The sequence below is a fragment of the Ruegeria sp. CE6 genome (assembly GCF_056537485.1).
In genome coordinates this window covers 753,231-771,026 of the sequence record NZ_JBQFRR010000001.1, presented here as the reverse complement: position 1 = coordinate 771,026, position 17,796 = coordinate 753,231, and the positions used below count along the sequence as shown (strand labels likewise).

At 54.4% G+C, this 17,796-nt stretch carries 18 protein-coding genes; 11 read left to right on the top strand and 7 right to left on the bottom strand.

Features of this window, described 5'->3' with window-relative positions; genetic code table 11:
• Window positions 1-45: 45 nt before the first annotated feature.
• Together ACR0DK_RS03785 and ACR0DK_RS03780 are read right to left on the bottom strand one after the other, a co-directional pair.
• On the bottom strand, window positions 46-1,014 hold the full coding sequence (locus ACR0DK_RS03785) for an ABC transporter substrate-binding protein (protein WP_170392767.1): 969 nt from the start codon (window positions 1,012-1,014) through the stop codon (window positions 46-48).
• A gap of 35 nt (window positions 1,015-1,049) precedes the next feature.
• The gene (locus ACR0DK_RS03780) at window positions 1,050-3,275 is read right to left on the bottom strand and encodes a DUF1989 domain-containing protein (protein WP_480734805.1); all 2,226 of its coding nucleotides are present in this window, start codon (window positions 3,273-3,275) and stop codon (window positions 1,050-1,052) included.
• Window positions 3,276-3,478: 203 nt separating this feature from the next.
• Here ACR0DK_RS03780 and ACR0DK_RS03775 point away from each other — a divergent pair, with 203 nt between their 5' ends.
• Window positions 3,479-4,489: a LacI family DNA-binding transcriptional regulator gene (locus tag ACR0DK_RS03775; protein ID WP_170625029.1), complete on the top strand. Its 1,011-nt coding sequence runs from the start codon at window positions 3,479-3,481 to the stop codon at window positions 4,487-4,489.
• A 659-nt stretch (window positions 4,490-5,148) separates the two neighbouring features.
• On the opposite strand, the gene ACR0DK_RS03770 is transcribed toward ACR0DK_RS03775, so the two are convergent.
• Window positions 5,149-5,997 carry a LysR family transcriptional regulator gene (locus ACR0DK_RS03770; protein WP_480734803.1) on the bottom strand — a complete coding sequence of 283 codons (849 nt, stop codon included), beginning with the start codon at window positions 5,995-5,997 and terminating at the stop codon, window positions 5,149-5,151.
• A gap of 86 nt (window positions 5,998-6,083) precedes the next feature.
• On the opposite strand from ACR0DK_RS03770, the gene ACR0DK_RS03765 reads away from it, so the two are divergent.
• The 4 genes from ACR0DK_RS03765 to ACR0DK_RS03750 all read left to right on the top strand — a co-directional run bounded on the left by ACR0DK_RS03765 (window position 6,084) and on the right by ACR0DK_RS03750 (window position 9,497).
• Window positions 6,084-6,551 carry a c-type cytochrome gene (locus ACR0DK_RS03765; protein ID WP_223117006.1) on the top strand — a complete coding sequence of 156 codons (468 nt, stop codon included), beginning with the start codon at window positions 6,084-6,086 and terminating at the stop codon, window positions 6,549-6,551.
• Window positions 6,552-6,564: 13 nt separating this feature from the next.
• On the top strand, window positions 6,565-7,473 hold the full coding sequence (locus ACR0DK_RS03760; protein ID WP_480734801.1) for a c-type cytochrome: 909 nt from the start codon (window positions 6,565-6,567) through the stop codon (window positions 7,471-7,473).
• A gap of 158 nt (window positions 7,474-7,631) precedes the next feature.
• Window positions 7,632-8,513, top strand: a complete 882-nt coding sequence (locus tag ACR0DK_RS03755) for a cation diffusion facilitator family transporter (protein WP_480734799.1) — start codon at window positions 7,632-7,634, stop codon at window positions 8,511-8,513.
• 159 nt (window positions 8,514-8,672) lie between these two features.
• Window positions 8,673-9,497 carry a hypothetical protein gene (locus ACR0DK_RS03750; protein ID WP_480734797.1) on the top strand — a complete coding sequence of 275 codons (825 nt, stop codon included), beginning with the start codon at window positions 8,673-8,675 and terminating at the stop codon, window positions 9,495-9,497.
• A 76-nt stretch (window positions 9,498-9,573) separates the two neighbouring features.
• Here ACR0DK_RS03750 and ACR0DK_RS03745 read toward each other — a convergent pair whose 3' ends face one another.
• The 3 genes from ACR0DK_RS03745 to ACR0DK_RS03735 all read right to left on the bottom strand — a co-directional run bounded on the left by ACR0DK_RS03745 (window position 9,574) and on the right by ACR0DK_RS03735 (window position 12,123).
• Window positions 9,574-10,221, bottom strand: a complete 648-nt coding sequence (locus ACR0DK_RS03745; protein ID WP_480734795.1) for a response regulator — start codon at window positions 10,219-10,221, stop codon at window positions 9,574-9,576.
• Window positions 10,218-11,621: a sensor histidine kinase gene (locus ACR0DK_RS03740; RefSeq protein WP_480734793.1), complete on the bottom strand. Its 1,404-nt coding sequence runs from the start codon at window positions 11,619-11,621 to the stop codon at window positions 10,218-10,220. Before ACR0DK_RS03740 ends, ACR0DK_RS03745 begins: the two co-directional genes overlap by 4 nt.
• 103 nt (window positions 11,622-11,724) lie before the next feature.
• A complete protein-coding gene (locus tag ACR0DK_RS03735) occupies window positions 11,725-12,123 on the bottom strand; it encodes a MerR family transcriptional regulator (RefSeq protein WP_480734792.1) in 399 nt (132 codons plus the stop codon).
• A gap of 99 nt (window positions 12,124-12,222) precedes the next feature.
• Here ACR0DK_RS03735 and ACR0DK_RS03730 point away from each other — a divergent pair, with 99 nt between their 5' ends.
• Complete coding sequence (locus tag ACR0DK_RS03730) at window positions 12,223-12,546, top strand: hypothetical protein (protein ID WP_480734791.1); 324 nt, start codon at window positions 12,223-12,225, stop codon at window positions 12,544-12,546.
• Window positions 12,547-12,550: 4 nt separating this feature from the next.
• Window positions 12,551-12,802, top strand: coding sequence for a GDCCVxC domain-containing (seleno)protein (locus tag ACR0DK_RS03725; protein ID WP_480734790.1), 252 nt, complete (start codon window positions 12,551-12,553; stop codon window positions 12,800-12,802).
• A 200-nt stretch (window positions 12,803-13,002) separates the two neighbouring features.
• Here ACR0DK_RS03725 and mntR read toward each other — a convergent pair whose 3' ends face one another.
• A complete protein-coding gene (gene mntR / locus ACR0DK_RS03720) occupies window positions 13,003-13,455 on the bottom strand; it encodes a manganese-binding transcriptional regulator MntR (protein ID WP_480734789.1) in 453 nt (150 codons plus the stop codon).
• 116 nt (window positions 13,456-13,571) lie between these two features.
• Between mntR and ACR0DK_RS03715 the strand changes: the two genes are divergently transcribed.
• Genes ACR0DK_RS03715 through phnE form a run of 4 tightly spaced genes read left to right on the top strand, consistent with a single transcriptional unit; the run spans window position 13,572 to window position 17,795 of the window.
• Entirely contained in the window at window positions 13,572-15,425 is a 1,854-nt protein-coding gene (locus tag ACR0DK_RS03715; RefSeq protein ID WP_480734788.1) for a cytochrome c peroxidase, read from the top strand.
• Window positions 15,425-16,285: a phosphate/phosphite/phosphonate ABC transporter substrate-binding protein gene (locus tag ACR0DK_RS03710; protein ID WP_480615653.1), complete on the top strand. Its 861-nt coding sequence runs from the start codon at window positions 15,425-15,427 to the stop codon at window positions 16,283-16,285. Before ACR0DK_RS03715 ends, ACR0DK_RS03710 begins: the two co-directional genes overlap by 1 nt.
• Window positions 16,282-17,052: a phosphonate ABC transporter ATP-binding protein gene (locus ACR0DK_RS03705; RefSeq protein WP_480734787.1), complete on the top strand. Its 771-nt coding sequence runs from the start codon at window positions 16,282-16,284 to the stop codon at window positions 17,050-17,052. Before ACR0DK_RS03710 ends, ACR0DK_RS03705 begins: the two co-directional genes overlap by 4 nt.
• Entirely contained in the window at window positions 17,052-17,795 is a 744-nt protein-coding gene (gene phnE, locus ACR0DK_RS03700) for a phosphonate ABC transporter, permease protein PhnE (protein ID WP_223116998.1), read from the top strand. The genes ACR0DK_RS03705 and phnE overlap by 1 nt, the downstream gene beginning before the upstream one ends.
• Window position 17,796 lies beyond the last annotated feature (1 nt).

Here is a 17,796-nt window from a genome sequence, read left to right as displayed (position 1 = left end):
GAATTGTGTTGGTTCGCGCCCCCGATAGTCAGGGGCGCATGGGCTTTAGTTGGTCGTCAGTCCCAGCCAACCGTCGACGATATCGCCGTTGGCGGCGATCCATTCGGCTACGACTTCATCCGTGTCACGGCCCTTGACTACGACTTCATAAGTCAGACCGCTTAGCTCTCCCGCATCCATGTCGATATTGGCAAGGAAAGAGGCCGCTGCCGGGTTGCGCTGTTCCAGCGATTTCGAATGCGCCACTGTCACGGTTTTGACCGGTTCACCCGTGCTGACATGGGATTTGTTATACCAATCGGCATCCTGATCGGGCTGAACCATCTTGTAGGTGGCCGCGTCGTGCTCGGGCTCTTCCAGAATGGTCACATCATATAAGGCGTGCACGTAGTGTGGCGCGTAGCAGTAGAAGGCCGCGCCTTTCTTCTGGTCGATCTGATCTTTCAGACGGGAATAGAACACGGTTTCGTCTTCGGTGGTCGGCGTCAGAAATGTCTCGATCCCATAATCCCGCACCCGCACCTTGAACGTGTTGGTCGAGGCCCAGCCCGAGGCACCAACCCAGACCTCACCCATGCCGTCGCCATCGGAGTCAAACAGCTCTTGCGCGACGGGTGTCGCCAGGTCGTAGATCGAACGGATGTTGTGATCTTCGACCATGTAGTTTGGCACACAAATCCCAGCGCGGCCTTCGTAACTGCCTGAGGACAAACCTACGGTGCCTTTCTGATCGACATATTCATCCGTAAAGGACGACTGGTTCGGCAGCCAAACATCCGGGTGTACGTCGATGTCACCACGACCGCCATCCATGGCGGCAAAGATCACCGCGTTTGCTCCGGGGGCATAGCCAGCTTCTCCACCCAAGCGGGTCTCAATGATCTGGCCGATCACACGGCTCATTATTTTGGCACCGGGCCAGCTGGGCTCGCCCACCATAACCTTTTCTTGTGCCATCGCCGTTGTTGCGCCGAAAGCAAAGGTCAAGGTTGCAATAAGTTTCAGTTTTTTCATGTACTTTCTCCCGTTGCGTTGAGTTGCATGCGCCTTCAGGCGCGCGCCCGCTTACGTTGCGGGTCTATGAATGGAATATCCGAGACGGTGGCTCGCAGGCGTTTCATCCGCCCGTCGAGTTGACCGATCTCAAGTTGAGTGCCGTTTTCCGCGTGTTCGATGGATAACCGTGCCATTGCGATTGCGTGTTCCAGCGTCGGTGATCGGGTGGCAGACGTTACCACTCCTACTTGCCGTTCACCTGTATAGACGGGTGCACCGTGCGTTGGCACATCATCGCATCCGATTAAAAGCCCTTTGAGCGCCCGACGTGGCTCGCGCAGGTTGCGTTCCAGTGCGGCTTTTCCAGTGAATTCAGTTTTTGTCAGATCGACGGCGAAGCCAAGACCAGCCTCAAAGGCATCGACACCCGGCGCAAACTCGGCATTGGCCGCGGCCAGCCCTGCCTCTATCCGGATGATGTCCAGGGCGGCCGAGCCCATTGGCGTGATCCCAAACTCTTCCCCAGCCGCCATCACCGCATCCCAGATCGCAACGGCGTCGGATTTGGAACAGAAGACCTCATACCCCAACTCACCGGTATACCCCGAGCGTGACAGCATAAACGGCGCACCCTCGCGGTCACGTAGCCGCGCGACGGTGACGCCGAACCATTTCAGATGATCCAAGCCTGGCACATGCGGTTGCGTAAAGGCGATCTTGCGTAGCAGTTCGCGCGACTTTGGCCCTTGAATGGCCAGGTTGGGCATTGCTCCACGCAGTGCATGGATCCGCACTTGCAGGCCACGCGCATCGGCCAGTTCTTGCAACGCGCGCCCGCTTTCCTCGGTGCCGCAACACCAACGGAAGATTTCGGGCGCAAGTCGGAACAGGGTGCCATCGTCGATCACCGAGCCGCTCTCGTCACACATCAATGTATAAGACCCGCGCCAGACCGATAGCTTCGCCACATTGCGCGTGGTGGCCAATTGCATCAGAGCCTCGGCATCCGGGCCGACAATATCGAATTTGCGAAGCCCGCTCATGTCCTGAACAGTCACCGCCTCGCGACAGGCCCAGTATTCACCCAACGTGCCGTGGGCAGGGTAACTGACGGGCGCCCATAGGTCGCGCGCAGGTGCGAAATGCTGGGTTAACGGGGCCAGACGGTCGTGAAAGGCCGACTCCTGACTGATCGACATGGGCGCGTCTTCCTTTTCACGATAGGCAACCGCACGGCGGATGGGCGTTTTGGGGCGGTAGATGCGTACATGCACATCGGTCGGGTTCCAGCCATTGATGGGATCAATGTCGTCCGGGCAGGCGGTCGAGACGCAAACCAGATCCTCAAGCGCGCGCATGGCGACATAGTCACCGGGACGCGAGTGGGATTCCTCGGTTAGAATGTGATGGTTCGTCGGGTCGATCCATGTATTCCAGAAGAAATTGATTGCAGGCCACGCAGCCCGCTGTGAAACACCGTAAGGGGCCAAGGCATTTGACATATTATCCGAACAGTTCAGATGGCCGGGGAACCCTCGCTCCTCATACCCGCGAGCGGTACAGGCTAGCCCGAATGTGTCATGCCGACCGCAGGTATCCTGAACCACATTCAACAGCGGGCGCATCTCACGATCAAAGAATTTGTCCAGCAAGCCGGGGCCGGGATAGGCACGGCGCACCATCGACCGAGTGGCAGTTGAATCGATCATCCATTCCTGGCCACGATCCAGCCCATCAGTTCGCAGCGCCATGAAGTCAGAACACTGCTGGCCTTCAATGTCGATGATTTGAACAAATTCTCCAGCCTTCAGTTCATAGGCCAGAGCGCTGCCGCGTTGCACGGTGAATTCGTCCCGTGTATCACCCAGCAAAGGTGGCAAAGGCGGCCCTTTGACCATTGCTGGTTTGTGCAAGACTGTGATGTTCCCGGTCGCACTGCCTTCAATCAACCCTGTAACCCCGGTTGTACTTATCACCCAGACAGTAACCGTGTGGTCTGCGCGGAGAATCAGCGGCTCGGGTATATGGTCCAGCCTGTGACAGGGAACCTGCCGACTGCCGCCATGCGCCGTAACCCAAGTCAGGAGCTGTGTACTATCAAAATCGTCCCATTTGACGTGCCCGGTTGCTGTCAAACTCAGCGCCGCCAGTCCCGACTTTCCATCATTGGTGAACGCCACAACATCCAGTGCTTGCTTTGGACCAACCCCTTCTATCGAAAGCAAATCACCGTGCTTTACGACCAGTCGAACAGCCTCACGTGGGGTAAGGGTGTGCATGCGGGTGTCAGAAGCGTTCTGAAACCCAGGAAACAGGCGGCCAGGGCTGTCAAACCCCGAGTTGGTAAACGCGTGTAAGACGGATGACCCCTGCATATCGCTGCTGAATTCCCAAAATGTAACTAGTTACAGAGGTTGATGAAACTAGTTACATATGTCAACTCTTTACTCAGAATTCCGCGAAATGGACACCAAATCCTACGATGCAAAAAGCCCCAGAGCCTAAAAAACGCGCAAATCTCAGAGATGTAGCAAAGGCTGCGGGCGTGTCTGTCGCGACGGTGTCGCGCGTGTTGAACGAACCGAGTGTGGTTAAGAAAGATACTCTGGAAAAAGTTCAAGCCACCATCGCTGACCTCAAATTTGTCCCAAGTGCGGCCGCGCGCGCGATCAACTCCGGACGCACTAGATTTGTCGGCGCATTGGTCCCAACTCTGGACAACGCAATCTTTGCCCGCTTTCTTGCGGCGCTAGAGCGCAAGCTGTCGGACCACCAATTGTCACTGATCGTAGCAACCACCGAGGCAAATCTGGATATCGAAGCCAAGAAAGCCAAAAGCCTGCTGGATATCGGAGCTGAGGGGCTGATTATCACCGGAGCCACACACAATGCCGCGCTGCTCGATCTGATCGAGCGCACTATGTTGCCAACAATCATTACGTCTTTCTTTGACCCCGAAAACCCGTTGCCGACCATCGGGTATGATAACGCAGCCGCGGCGCAACTTGCATTGCAGCACCTTGCAGATCTCGGACATCGGGACATTGCTGTCGTACATGGCCCGGTTCACGACAATGATCGCACACGAGCTCGCCTTGCAGGCATTACAACCTTTCCCTTCGCTGGAAATCTTTCAACCTTCGAAACCGAGATCAGCCATCAGGGCGGAGTAAACGTTGCAAAACACCTCGGCGGTCTAAACACCAAGCCAGATGCAATTTTATGCCTATCTGACGTCGTTGCGCTTGGGGTTTTGCTTGGTCTTCAAGCGCAAAACATCAGCGTCCCGGATCAGATTTCTATGATGGGCGTTGACGACCTTCCAATTTCGTCCGTGACCGTTCCGCCTCTGACAAGCGTGCATCTACCTGTTTCTAAGATGGGTGAACGAGCAGCAGACGCGCTAGCCGATTGGATCGCTTCTGATCAGGCACCTAAATCCGAAGAGCTCGCCACACGACTCGTTGTTCGGAGCTCTACAAAACGAATTTAGACGACCTGGGCATCACGATTTGCGAAACGAGCGAGGCTATGGATGATGCCGAAGGCCTATTACGGGCGCTGATCACCAGCCGGCACAAACCACAGTGGATGTCAGAGAGAAGCGCGTTTGCTCATTGGTCGAGACGCAGCTAATACCTGAGAAATTCTAAGAAGGGCGCTGACTAATCGGAAATGCCTTGACTTGCGAATGTTAGTGTCTGCGCTCCTCTAAGGAAAAATAACATATAAAATCAGTAAACTAATATCTATCGAATCGCAAAGCTATATGTCTCCCCGCATTCCTGTTGTTTAAAGTCAAGCGAACCCGACCTAACCGTCATAGTTGGACCAGACAAGCGGTGGACGTTCGTCATCAGAAGACGCCCCCAATGTTAGACATTAGTTGAATTTGACATTTGCTTCATAAACTAACCCACCGCCTCCAGTTCATGCTCCGACGGACTGTTTGGTTTGATCTGACTTCCCTTTCGGAAAATCAGAGCTGATTTGTAGGTCAGGCAGCGAACAATGGGGTTGCCTTAGAGGTCAGCCGCGCCTTTTGCGACGTTAGTAACCTTAATGATCGCGCGTTTCCTGCCACCGGACGAAACCCTTGAAGGCCTGAAAGCGTACAGTCCGCCCGAGCGAGGGCGCGACTTCCCGTTGTTCTCAGCGGCAGAGTGTTTTGTTGGCTATGCGATCAATCAAAGCTCGTTGTACAATGGCAAACCTCGGAGTGTGTGCTATTTCATCAAGTGTCGCGACCCACAGTGGAACATCAATTCTAGGATCCATCTCGCTCGATAGCTGAAGCCGAGGGTCCGCGTTCCCGATGAACAAGGGCAGAAACGCTCTGCCCACCCCAGATGCAGCCATCTGCTGAAGCACTAAGAAGCTATCTGCTCCGTTGGTCATTTCATCCGCACTGACATGATCGGCAAGCCATTTTGCTGGAAGAGAACGACTCAATGCCCCATCAAGCCGCATCCATTTTTGATTGGTGCCGCCGTCGTCGAAAACTCCAAATGACAGCGTACCTGCGCGTTCCCCAACAAGCCCTTCTTCAAGTTTTATGGAGGGCCTTACGGCGATGTCCGCAGTTAATCTCGATAAATCATGATGGCTGTTGCCGCTCAATAAAGTCAGCTCCAAGCCAGGGTACAACTGGGATATCTCTTTAAGTATTTGGGGCAAAACAAGCTGGCAAAGGCTGTCAGTTGACGCGATACGTACGTGACCTACCGGAGACCGGTTTGCTCCTACAAGCGCACGTTCGACCGATAGCACCGCATCTTCGACGCTTTCCATAGCCGACAGAACTGCTCTGGCCTCGGGCAGGGCGGAGTATCCCGAAGGGCTTTTCTGGAAAATCACACAGCTATTGCGCTCTTCGAATGCGGCCACCCTTCGCAACACGGTCGCATGCGTGACGCCCAGTGCCGCTGCCGCTGCATTGAGTGAGCCGTATTTGCTTACGGCGAGCGCGTACCGAATATCATCCCAGTTTTCGTTGTTCATAAATTAACAAGTGACGACCAATAACAAACAATTACAAGAAAAATCGTTCAAGTTAACATTCGGAGCATTAAACAGGGAGACACATCATGAAGAAGAAGTTCTCAGTATTCGCGACCGGTCTTTTGTCATTGGCCGCCATTGGCACAGCCATCGCCCAAGAAAGTGAAAACCCAGCTGTGAAAGCTCGTACCTCAATCATGCAACTCTATGCCTTCAACCTTGGTACACTTGGCGGAATGGCTAAGGGAGAGGTCGATTATGATGCCGAGGCCGCAACTCGGGCCGCGAATAATCTTGTTGTACTGACACAAATCGATCAATCCGCGATGTGGCCCCAGGGATCTGACAATGTGTCCGATCCGACCACCCGTGCATTGCCTGCGATCTGGGAGAACTTCCCTGACGTGGGTGCAAAAGGGCAGGCCATGGCAGACGCCGCTGTTGCGATGCAGGCTGCGGCAGGTCAAGATGTTGATGCCCTGAAAGCAGCGATGGGCGATCTGGGCGGAAGCTGTTCGGCATGTCACAAAGCATACAGAGCTCCAAAGAACTGATTGGGCCCTGACGGTGCGGCGCTTTCTTTTCTTTGTCGCAATCGTCATTGCGCTGGTCGGGTTGGCCGGTTTGGTGCTGACCCGACCTCAACGAATGGAACAATCACGACTCGACGGTTTGAACCCAGATCTTGCCAGAGGTGAAATCGTGTTCCACGCGGCAGGATGCGCATCCTGTCATTCAGCGCCGGATGCGGTCGGTGAAGACAAGCTCGTGCTCGCTGGTGGTCGCCGGTTTGAGACGGAATTCGGCACGTTCATTGCCCCCAACATTTCCAGTGACCCGGAAACTGGTGTCGGATCCTGGTCTGCCCTGGATCTGGCCAATGCCTTGATCCATGGAACCGGACCCGAAGGGCAGCACTATTTCCCAGCGTTTCCCTATACCTCTTACGCCAACATGTCGGCCGAAGACGTGGTTTCGCTACACGCATTCCTCGGCACGCTGCCAGCGGCCGCAACGGAAAGTGTTGCGCATGACGTAGGTTTTCCTTTCAGCGTTCGGCGCGGATTGGGGGGATGGAAGCTCTTGTTCATGTCATCAGGCTGGGTGGTCGAAGATGATCTGACCGACCAACAAAAACATGGCAGGTATTTGGTCGAGGCGCTGGGTCATTGCGCTGAATGCCATACCCCGCGAAATGGTTTAGGGGGCCTGAAACGAGACCTTTGGCTGACGGGTGCACCAAATCCAAACGGGAAAGGTCGTATCCCCGGCTTAACCTCAGACCAGCTTGATTGGTCAGAGGCAGACATTGCCGAATACCTAAAATCTGGCTTTACACCAGACTATGACAGTGCGGGTGGTGAGATGGTGGAAGTCATCGAGAACACCTCACGGCTGACGGATGAGGACCGTTTGGCGATTGCCGCCTATCTCAAGGCTGTTCCTGTTTCGTCGACCGGGCTTTCATCCGAATAACAGTCGTTTGGCGCCACGCAGCGGCGACCAGATGCTGTCGCCAATAGGATGCCGTAAGACCTATTCCCTTTTCGCCAAACACCTGTTTTACGTTTTGAACATCGGAGCTCACCAATCACCCGAGTTTCTGTACATGATTGACTGAGGGTCGCGGCCAAATGACACAAAAAATCGCTCTTTGGTCTATCCCGATATCCATTGCGGTACTGGCCCTGAAACTGTTGGCTTGGTGGCTGACAGGTTCGGTGGCTTTGTTGTCAGACGCAATGGAATCAACCGTGAATGTTGTCGCGGCTTTGTTGGCGTATTTCGCAGTTCGGGTTGCCAATAAGCCCCCTGACCAAAACCACCCCTTTGGTCATAAAAAAGCGGAGTATCTTTCAGCCGTGGTTGAGGGCGCGCTGATTGTGTTGGCGGCGTTCTTGATCATCAGAGAAGCTGTACTGGTGCTCCCGAACCCGCATCTTGAGGATGCGCCGCTGCTTGGAATTGCCGTCAATATCGTTGCAACGGGTGTGAACGGTGCATGGGCCTTCCTCTTGCTTAGGACAGGTAGGCGCGAGGGATCGCCCGCCTTGGAAGCGAGCTCCCGCCACATTTTTACGGATGTTATGACTTCTGTTGGTGTCGTCGCAGGACTGATACTAGCGCTTGTCACTGGCTGGTTGATCCTTGACCCGATCCTGGCAATTCTTGTTGCGCTGAACATCTTGTGGGAGGGCTGGAAAGTTATTCGGGCATCCGTCGATGGCCTGATGGATGTGAGCCTGTCGGAACATGACTTGCAGACTGTTTCTAATGCAATCGAAGCAAATCTCGGCGCAGCCTTAGAGTATCATGACCTCAAAGGGCGCAGATCCGCGAATGTTATCTTTGTAGAGTTTCACCTTGTTGTGGACGGCACAATGCCAGTCAGCGCAGCGCACGATATATGTAACGACATAGAGGAAGAACTAGAGTGTCTGTACCCGGGTTCCGTCTTTGTCATTCACCTCGAACCTGATGACGAGTTGAAAGGCGACGGGGTTAATCCCCACTGAACTGCTCATTTGGTTCTGCAAAAAATCTATTGGTTTGACTGATCTGATTAAGACGTTCGGCTTGAAATTCGTCAGACCTAAGCCCGATGTGGGAAAGTCGGACCGGTAGTAGCCTGTCTCCAATGTCACGATGCGTGTCGATCAAAATTGGAGGCGAAAATGAAAATTCAAAGAAAGCTGGGTCAACTTCTAAGTACCGCGGCGTTGGCTTCGTTGATTGCCGCGACGCCTTATGTGCCAACCTTTGATGAGGATGGTCGCCTACTTTTTGAACCGTCATATGCCTTTGCCAAAAGCGGCAAAGGGAAAGACGGGGATGATCGTGACGATGACCGGGATGATGATCGTGACGATGACAGGGATGATGATCGCGATGACGACAGAGACGATGATCGAGACGACGACAGAGATGATGACCGGGACGACGACAGAGATGATGACCGGGACGACAATTCGGGATCAGGAAAAAGTGGTCGCGACGACGATGACGATGACGATAATGACGACGATGACTCCAAACGCTCCAATAAGGGCAGCGGAAAGAAGGATCGGTCTCAATCAGGGGGTAAATCGTCGGGTTCGGCTGGGATAACAAAGGTCGAAACAAACGCCAACGGCATCGAAGTGCGTTACTCGGACGGAACCAAGGAAGAGATCGAAAACGGGCGGTATGAGAGAAAGAATGCTCAGAACCGAACTGTTGAGGAACGCTCCGCGACAGGCGCTGACGTTTCAAGGCTTCGGTCCTTGGCGAATGGTATCTCAATCGACAATGTACGCTCATCTGGGCAAGGCGGCACTGCTGGAAGTCGACCCACGAAAATCGAACGCCAAGGCAACAATATCGAAGTAAATTATGCCAATGGTTGGAAAGAGGAGATCGAGTTTGGGCGTTACGAGTTGAAAGACCCTTACAACCGGACTGTTGTTGAAAGAAACGCAACGGCCTCTGATCGCCGGAGGTTACAGTCGGTCGCCAACTGAGCTGCAATTCCAGTCGATAATCCGTTGGCGGCTTCTTTTTGGTGAGGGGCCGCCACCGTCGTCAAAGAGACCGCAGCTATTCTCCCTTGTTCCAAACATCATGTGCAATGAGCGCGGCCTCTACCCGATTTCGCGCATGAAGCTTGGACAGAACTGCGGTCATGTAGTGCTTCACGGTCTTTTCCTGAAGGTCTAACTCGTCGGCGATTTCACGATTACTCAGTCCTTTGGCCACACGTCTCAGTATTTCTTCCTCACGATGTGTAAGGTCATCTAGAATGCTGCTGTTAACAGACATGCCGGTGTCAGCGTTGATTTGAAGAAGTACCCGCGAGGCCAAGCCAGAAGAAACGAACCCTTCACCTGCGGCGATGCTGCGTAAAGAAGCGGTTAGTTCGCTTGCGGTTACTCCCTTCACAATGTACCCAATCGCACCCGCCTCCAAGGCGTCCGCGACATCGCCGCTGTTCTCTGAGACTGTCAAGATTGCAATGACGGGTGGATTTGCCATTGCCGCGATTTTACGTGTCGCGCTTATCCCGCCACCGGGCATCGAGAGGTCAAGAATAGCTATGTCCGGCTGATGCGTGCCGACCAGCGATACTGCCTCTTCAGCACTGGACCCAGCGGCTAAAACTTCGAAGCCATCTGCTTCATCCAACGTGCGTTGCAAACCATCCCTGAATATCGGGTGATCATCGGCTATTACGACAGATGTAGTCATGATGTGCCTAACTTTCTGGGAAATAGTGTCATAGCTATGGTGGTGCCTTCGCCCGGTCTCGATGCGACGTCGAACCTGCCACCAATACTCTCGACCCGATCTCGCAAGCCCATAAGCCCCTGGCCACCATCGTCTCGCAACGCGGTTTCTTCTGACCTGTCAAATCCTGGTCCGTCGTCTGTGATCTTTACAACTATGCGGTCGTTCTGCGCCTCAGCGATAACAGTGCACTTGGAAGCTGGAGCATATCTCGCCGCATTGGAAAGCGTTTCCTGGAGGAACCGAAAAACGCACAGTTTGTCGGACAATGACAACTCTGGGGCCTGGCTGCCCAGGAATGAAATATCCGGTCGCAACGGGCTGTGTTCGGCGTGATCCTCTACGGCTCTCTTCACAACATCGACGAGTGGCAGGCTATCGATATCTGGCGCGGACAGCCCTCGCGAAATTGCACGAATTTCAGCCAGCGATTTTTGCAAAGACTGCTGAATTTCCACTGCCTCTTTAGGCCTTTCCGACTCTTTGGAAAACGCCGCCTCCAGTCTAAGGGCGGCGAGCGACAGGTATTGCGCAGGGCCATCATGTAGCTCAGCTCCAAGATTCTTGAGGAACCGATCTGTTTGCGTGGTATATCTTTCTGACGCCTCGACCACACGCGACCGCAGCAGCGCATTCTGCTCAGCCATCTTCTCACTTTCTTTCAACCGCTGTTTAAGAAGAGACCCCTGTCGTCGAATTGTTTTGTCGCCAATTGCGACGATGGAATACAAAACAATTGTACTTGCCAGAAATGCGGAGCCGACGACCAACCAACTTGTTCGCCTAGCCTTGGCTAAGTCTAACTCAAGCTGGTCAGCTCTTTCGTAGAACTCCGCAACTGCGATGATTTCGCCGGACCAGAGTTCGCGGATGGGGCTGTAAACTTCAAGCAGTGGTATCCCCAATGCCGCCTCGGCGGCGCTCTCGGCATGATCAAGCTCTTCGAAAGAGCCGGAGATATCACCGTTCCACGCTCGCCTTAAATCATCCGTTGGATTGAAACGGTTTCCTATGATGTCTGTATCCGAGGCATGCGCAATCACACCACCTTGCTTCCAGAATTTGTAGGAAACGATACGGTCACGCATTGGCTGGGTCATGAATATCTCATCCAGCGCCAGGCTCGCCTGCTCAGAAAGGCGGTCGCCATGTGCCAATTCCTGGCTGAGCGGGGAAACTACGCTTTCCATATACAGCGCTGCGGAGTTGGCGGAGTTTTGCACGACTGCGTTCTGAATTCGATTAGACACCCAGACCCCAACGATTGCGGTAGCAGTACCCATCACGAAGATACTTGCCGCAAGAAAGACTCGCGACAACGACCAATTGCCAATCGTCAGGTCAGTTACTTTCGCTCTCATCGTGAAATCGACTATGAACTACAATCTGTTACCGCACCACAGACCTTGGTCTGAGGTGATCTGGCTAAATCTCAGACCCTGAGTTTCCGCCCAGTGTCCAGAGTCAGATATCATCCATCGTTCGCAGACTTTGCAGCATCGGGCAGTGAACGTTACCACTATCACAATTGGCAGTAAGCTCACTCAAGGCGTACTCCAGACGTCTGAGCTCATCAATCTTGCTTCGAACGCTAGAAATATGCGCCTCGGCCAGCTCTTTCACCGACCGGCAGTCTTCGGCACTTCCTTCTGACAGCTCTAAAAGCGCCTTTGCGTCTGGGAGAGGAAATCCCAGGTCGCGGCACCTCTTCAAAAATCGAAGTCTTCCCACATCGCTTGCTGAATAGAGGCGACGATTGTTCAGAGCTCGCACAGGTCTTGGTACGATACCTTCGCGTTCGTAGTAGCGGATGGTTTCTATGCCAACCCCGGATTGCCGGGAAGCCTCACCTATCGCAATCATGTGAAGTGCCTCCACTTGATCCTGTAGTTACTACAGGTGTTATACGCTCTGAATACCGGTGCTTCAACACAATCAAATCGAGCATCTCGGGAGCAAAAGATGAAGAAATACGTGAACCTCAGCTACTTGGGATCGGTTTCAGCTCTGGGCGTCGCAACATGCTGTGTTCTTCCAATGGCCATGATGTTGTTAGGCTTGGGCGGCAGTTGGTTGGCAGTATTCGGAAAAATAGCGGCGGCAAGCTACTGTGTTCTCGCCGTCTCAACAGCGCTGGCCGGGGTTTCGTGGTTCTTAGCGCATCTAAACGGGACGTTGGCAAATCTGAAATGGTGGCTTGTCGGAAGCACGGCGACTACCGCGTTGGCATGGGTCATCGTGTTCAATGAGGCTCAAATCAACGACTATCTAATCATGCAGATGTGAGACAATGACAAATCAAACTGTGGTGCTCGATAGCATTTTGACCTGCCCTCGGTGTGGGCACGTTGAAACCGAGAAAATGCCAATTGACTCGTGCCAGTGGTTTTATGAATGCAAATCATGCGAGGCAGTTTTGAAACCGCTGGCAGGCGATTGCTGTGTCTTTTGTTCCTACGCAACTGTACCATGTCCGCCAATTCAGTTGGGGGATAGCTGCTGTAGTAAGGCCACTGCGGCTAAAGGTTTCGACCCCCAATGAAAATAAATGAGCTAGACCGATTTTTACCTTGGCTGCTTGGGAAAAGATTCAATCACTAAATCCGCTCATTTTTCACTTTTCAGATGCGACAAGTGTTCTTGCGGGGCTAGTGTAACGGCTCAACAAAGGTTTAAGAGGTCTTAGTCTTTCTAAAACTAAGAGTGTCAGAATTCGCCAGCACAACTTAGGTTTTTTTGTTTCTACTTTGTTTCCTCAGTCCGCCCAACGAACCCTTTAAAAACTGCAAGGGTCTCTTCGCTTACATGATGCTCAATGCCTTCAGCGTCATGCTCTGCGACTTCCGGTGAAACGCCCAAGGCGATCAGGAACTCCACGACAATCCGGTGACGCCTTCTACAAGCTTCCGCCAATTGACGCCCGGCATCGGTCAGTTGAAGTGAGCGGTAGGGAATTTGTTCTATGAAACCTTCTCGTTTCAAACGGGCCAAATTCTTCGAAACCGTAGGTTGGGTTACGCCCAACCGCTCGGCTATTTCGACCGGGCGCGCCGTGCCATTCTGATGGATCAACTCCGCAATAAGTTCAACGTAGTCCTCAACCATTTCGCTTTGGTGCGCCTGTCGCACAGCCTCAAACCCGCTCGCCTGGGTATCAATACTACGATCTGAATCTTGCGGTGTCGTTTCAGTCATCGGCTCACGATTAGGTCGTTAATCCAGTCACTAGTGTATGCACCTGAAAGCCGAACTTGACAATGAGCATGCCTTCATCAATAAATTAGACAAGGCTAACTTTAATAGACAGTGCTATGAAATATCTGATAGCGTCCACACTTCTTTGTGCATTGCCAGTGATCGCGGATGCCACGGCGATTGAAGAATCTCCTTGGGCTCCGCGCGCTGCCGCGTATCGACTGACCTTGTTCATGGGAAATCTAACCCCGGTTCCCTGGGATGAAATTGAGAGGAGTTGGACCTCGCCCGCACCTGGCAGTGACATTCAGGTCGCTCCATTGTCACGCGTTTCCGACAAAGAGGCGCTTGCGATCAACCAAGCTATGGAAGCCGAAGATCTCCAGGCGCTGTTCGAAGCAAGCACAATTGCCATTGCTGAGGGAATTCTGCGCCATCTGGATGTCGCAAAGACCGCGCTGGGTCAGCCTGAGGCGGCCCGCGAGGTTGCACAAGCGGCAGCTCTGTTCCGCGCATTCGAAGATGGTATCAAGGCTGCGGATGCGTCGGCGGCTCGCGATCTGGGCCGGGCATGGCTGGTTCTGAACTCCACCCTTGGCAGCGCAGGAGTACTGGGCAATGGTGCACAAACGGTGGATGTCGACCAATTTGCGGAGGCTCAGGCCATTGTCGCTGCCTATATTCGTGCCAACTATCTGCCATCCGAGTATGCCCAACGCGACAAGTTAACACCGCTGCCTGAAACAGTTGTGCTTTCCGGCGAACAAATCACAATGCCCGCCACGCTGCCGCCAGGGTCGAACATCGGAGATCAGGCGCAGCTGCCGCGGCTGGTTCTTCAGTTTGAAGAGGCGGGTGAGGATGAAGCCAATCTACCGCTGGTGGCCTATGGCGATATGCTGTTCGATAGCCCTGAAATCTTCGGCGGCCCGGCGCGCGAGTTAGGCATCGCCTGCTCGACCTGCCACAACCGCTCCGACGTGAACCGGGATTTCTTCATTCCGGGCCTTTCATCCCATCCGGGTGGGATGGATGTGGACGGATCGTTCTTCAATCCAATGTTCAATGACCGGACCGATGATCACTTGGACACGCCTTCCATGCGCGGCATCCGCTTTACCGCACCTTATGGCCGCGACGGGCGCGAACCCAGCCTGCGCCGGTTCATCCGAAATGTGATTGTGACCGAATTCGCGGGAAAGGAACCAACGCCGTTCCAACTGGACGCGCTGGAAGCCTATGTCAAACAGTTCGACTTTCTTCCCAACCCAAAGATCGATCGGTCCGGTAAGCTGACGGATCTGGCGTCAGATGACGCCAAGCGCGGGGAGGTGCTATTCAACACCAAATTTGCAGGACTTGGTGACAAGTCCTGCGCTTCGTGTCACACGCCTGACCGTCAGTTCCGCGATGGTCTGACCTACGACATCGGCAGCGCTGAACCACCATTCCCCGGCGGCACGGCTTCTGCGTTCGAAACCCCGACGCTGCGCAACGTCAATTTCACTGCACCTTACATGCATGACGGATCGCTGCCGACGCTGGCCAGCGTTGTTGACTGGTTCAATGATACCAAAAATTTGGGTTTGGACGAAGCACAGCGCGCAGATCTGACGGCCTACGTCGAAGCTGTTGGAGACGGTGAAGACCCCTATCAAGTATTCGAAGGTCGCAACAGCGTATTCCGCTTGTCCTGGGAGGAGCTGACGACATTCGCCAGCACGCTCGATACCCTGCTGCCGATGCAGGATGCCAAAAACATAGCGGTTCTGATCGACACGGTAGCTCCTGATCTGGCCGCGGATGCCAGTGTCATGGTCAATCAGAACGCCAAGCCCGAAATCTACGAATTCGCCGCGATCCTGCGAGCGGTTGGCGATGCCAGCGCCGAAGGAAACTGGACCGAAGCCACCCGCCAGTGGGAACTGTTCAAGGCCATGCAGGCCGAAATTGACGAGAGGATGTTCTGATGTTGTCGCGCCGCAATTTTCTGGTCGCTGCAGCCGCATCTGCAGCCCTGCCCGTAATGGCTGCAACTGACCGGGGGCTGAAGCTGGCCTTCATCCCGCAGGAGAACCCCGAAAAGCTGTTGGGTGACATCAACGTCATCACCGGCTGGCTTTCAGAGCAGATGGGCGTCCCGGTCACGGGGTTTGTCACGTTCGACCACGCTGCTGCCGTTGAGGCGCTGCGCAACGGTGATGCCGATATCTCGTTCATGGGAGCGTTGCCCTTTGTGTTGGCCGAAGACCAGATCGGCGCCGTACCGCTATTGTCCGAGGTTTATCGCGGGCAACCCAGCTATTCGGGCCGGGTCTTCGTGCGGCGTGACAGCGGAATCGAAACGCTGGCAGATCTCCGGGGACGTGACATCGCCTTTTCCGATCCGGTCTCGGAATCCGGTTACATCTATCCCCTTGATCTGTTTGTGCGCGCCGGGCTGTTCTCGGGCACGGGCGATGCCGACAGCTTTTTCGGGCAAAAATTCTTTGCTGGCGGATATCAGCAAGCGATGCAGGCCATGGCCAATGGGCTGGTCGATGCGGCGGGTGCGAGCCAGTATGCCGATCTCTATCTGACTCCGGATCAGCAGGCCGAGGTCAAGGTGCTGGCGGAATCAGAACAAATTCCCAGCCACGCAATCATTGCCCGCCCTGATCTGGACGCCGGGCTGCAGGCGAAGTTCATTAAAACCATGCTGCGCCTCAACGAGAGTGAGAACCGTCATCTGCTGGCTTACCTCTATGGCCCGGACGGGTATCTTCCTGCTGATCCTTCGGTTTACGAAGGCGTGCGCGAGACTGCGCGGCGCTATGGGTTTCTGAAATGAACCCTATAGTTTCACTCAACGCGGTATCGCAGCACTTTGCCAGTGCGGCAGCTCTTTCAGATGTTTCGCTGTCGGTGCAGCCCGGTGAAAGCGTCGCGCTACTGGGTCCTTCGGGTGCGGGCAAATCAACGTTGCTGGCGTTGTTGGATGGTCGTTTGAGTGGATGGCAGGGCGAGGCACAGGTGCTGGGCAAGCCACTTTTGGCAACAGGAATTCCATCCCGCGAGGACCGTGCCAATACTGGCTTTGTCTTCCAGGAATTCGCATTGGTTGATCGGCAGAGTGTTTATCAGAATGTGATGAACGGTCGGATGGGCCGGATGACTATCTGGTCCTCACTCTGGGGTCGGTTTCGGGAAGAGGACCATATGTGTGTGACACGAGCGCTTCAGGATACGGGGCTGTCCGATCTGGCAAGCCGCCGTGCCGATCAGTTGTCGGGTGGACAACGGCAGCGCGTTGCGATTGCAAGATGTCTGGCACAAGAACCCGAGTTGATCCTTGCGGATGAGCCCGTCAGCAATTTGGACCCTGCTCACGCCGAACGCATTCTGAGCCTGATCACCAGCTCTGCACGTAGCCGCGAAATCGGCGTCATTTTCAGCTCGCATCAGCCCGACCTGTCACGCTGCTTTGCTGAGCGCATCATAGGCCTGCGAGATGGCGTGGTATTGTTCGACAAACCTTCGGCTCAGTTGACCAGCGGGGACATCGATGAACTGTATCACGGTGCCGGTGTCACATCGGGGCTGCGTGTAGTCAGTTGATGGGTCGATCCGTCATTTGGGTCATGCTGGTGCTGGCGATCCTGTGGTCGCTGACCAGCGGAGATATGGGATTGGGCAAGCTGCCAGGCGCGGGACCCCGTCTGGCAGAGTTTTTGGGGCGCATGATCCCACCTGACCTGTCCGTTTGGCGCGAGGTTCTGACCGGGCTGGCGGAGACACTGAGGATCGCCATTCTGGGAACATTGTTCGCTGTGATCCTGTCGGCGGGACTGGCCGTTTTGGCCTCTGAAACTATGGTGCCAGCAGCGATCTGGCGTCCCGTCCGTGCCTTGCTTGCGGTTATCCGGTCGATCCCACTGATCCTGGTCGCTATGCTAATGGTGGGCGCTGTTGGGTTGGGCCCGCTTCCCGGTATTCTGGCAATCACATTTCACGCGACCGGCATGTTGGCAAAGTTCTATGCGGAAGCCATCGACAATGTTGCCACCGCTCCTGTGGCGGCGCTTGAAAGCGCAGGGGCCAACAGAATTCAACAGTTGCGTTGGGCAATCTGGCCGCAGATGGCGCCTGTGATCGTGCGCGATACCGTATTTCGGTTTGAGCTAAATCTGCGCGAAAGCCTGATACTGGGCATTGTCGGTGCCGGTGGCATCGGGTTGTATGTACAAACCTACGTACGGTCGTTTCAGTATGAAAAGGCTGCGACCGTGACGTTGGCAATCATCGTTTTGGTTTTATTGTCAGAGGCACTGAATACGGCCTTGCAAAAGCGCTTCAGTTGAA

What these genes read in the sequence shown, in the direction of transcription:
- phnE (WP_223116998.1), top strand. Translation starts at nt 17,052, where the DNA reads ATGGGTCGATCCGTCATTTGGGTCATGCTGGTGCTGGCGATCCTGTGG.
- ACR0DK_RS03725 (WP_480734790.1), top strand. Translation starts at nt 12,551, where the DNA reads ATGACAAATCAAACTGTGGTGCTCGATAGCATTTTGACCTGCCCTCGG.
- ACR0DK_RS03730 (WP_480734791.1), top strand. Translation starts at nt 12,223, where the DNA reads ATGAAGAAATACGTGAACCTCAGCTACTTGGGATCGGTTTCAGCTCTG.
- mntR (WP_480734789.1), bottom strand. Translation starts at nt 13,455, where the DNA reads ATGACTGAAACGACACCGCAAGATTCAGATCGTAGTATTGATACCCAG.
- ACR0DK_RS03710 (WP_480615653.1), top strand. Translation starts at nt 15,425, where the DNA reads ATGTTGTCGCGCCGCAATTTTCTGGTCGCTGCAGCCGCATCTGCAGCC.
- ACR0DK_RS03785 (WP_170392767.1), bottom strand. Translation starts at nt 1,014, where the DNA reads ATGAAAAAACTGAAACTTATTGCAACCTTGACCTTTGCTTTCGGCGCA.
- ACR0DK_RS03755 (WP_480734799.1), top strand. Translation starts at nt 7,632, where the DNA reads ATGACACAAAAAATCGCTCTTTGGTCTATCCCGATATCCATTGCGGTA.
- ACR0DK_RS03715 (WP_480734788.1), top strand. Translation starts at nt 13,572, where the DNA reads ATGAAATATCTGATAGCGTCCACACTTCTTTGTGCATTGCCAGTGATC.
- ACR0DK_RS03750 (WP_480734797.1), top strand. Translation starts at nt 8,673, where the DNA reads ATGAAAATTCAAAGAAAGCTGGGTCAACTTCTAAGTACCGCGGCGTTG.
- ACR0DK_RS03775 (WP_170625029.1), top strand. Translation starts at nt 3,479, where the DNA reads ATGCAAAAAGCCCCAGAGCCTAAAAAACGCGCAAATCTCAGAGATGTA.
- ACR0DK_RS03765 (WP_223117006.1), top strand. Translation starts at nt 6,084, where the DNA reads ATGAAGAAGAAGTTCTCAGTATTCGCGACCGGTCTTTTGTCATTGGCC.
- ACR0DK_RS03740 (WP_480734793.1), bottom strand. Translation starts at nt 11,621, where the DNA reads ATGAGAGCGAAAGTAACTGACCTGACGATTGGCAATTGGTCGTTGTCG.
- ACR0DK_RS03780 (WP_480734805.1), bottom strand. Translation starts at nt 3,275, where the DNA reads ATGCACACCCTTACCCCACGTGAGGCTGTTCGACTGGTCGTAAAGCAC.
- ACR0DK_RS03745 (WP_480734795.1), bottom strand. Translation starts at nt 10,221, where the DNA reads ATGACTACATCTGTCGTAATAGCCGATGATCACCCGATATTCAGGGAT.
- ACR0DK_RS03735 (WP_480734792.1), bottom strand. Translation starts at nt 12,123, where the DNA reads ATGATTGCGATAGGTGAGGCTTCCCGGCAATCCGGGGTTGGCATAGAA.
- ACR0DK_RS03770 (WP_480734803.1), bottom strand. Translation starts at nt 5,997, where the DNA reads ATGAACAACGAAAACTGGGATGATATTCGGTACGCGCTCGCCGTAAGC.
- ACR0DK_RS03705 (WP_480734787.1), top strand. Translation starts at nt 16,282, where the DNA reads ATGAACCCTATAGTTTCACTCAACGCGGTATCGCAGCACTTTGCCAGT.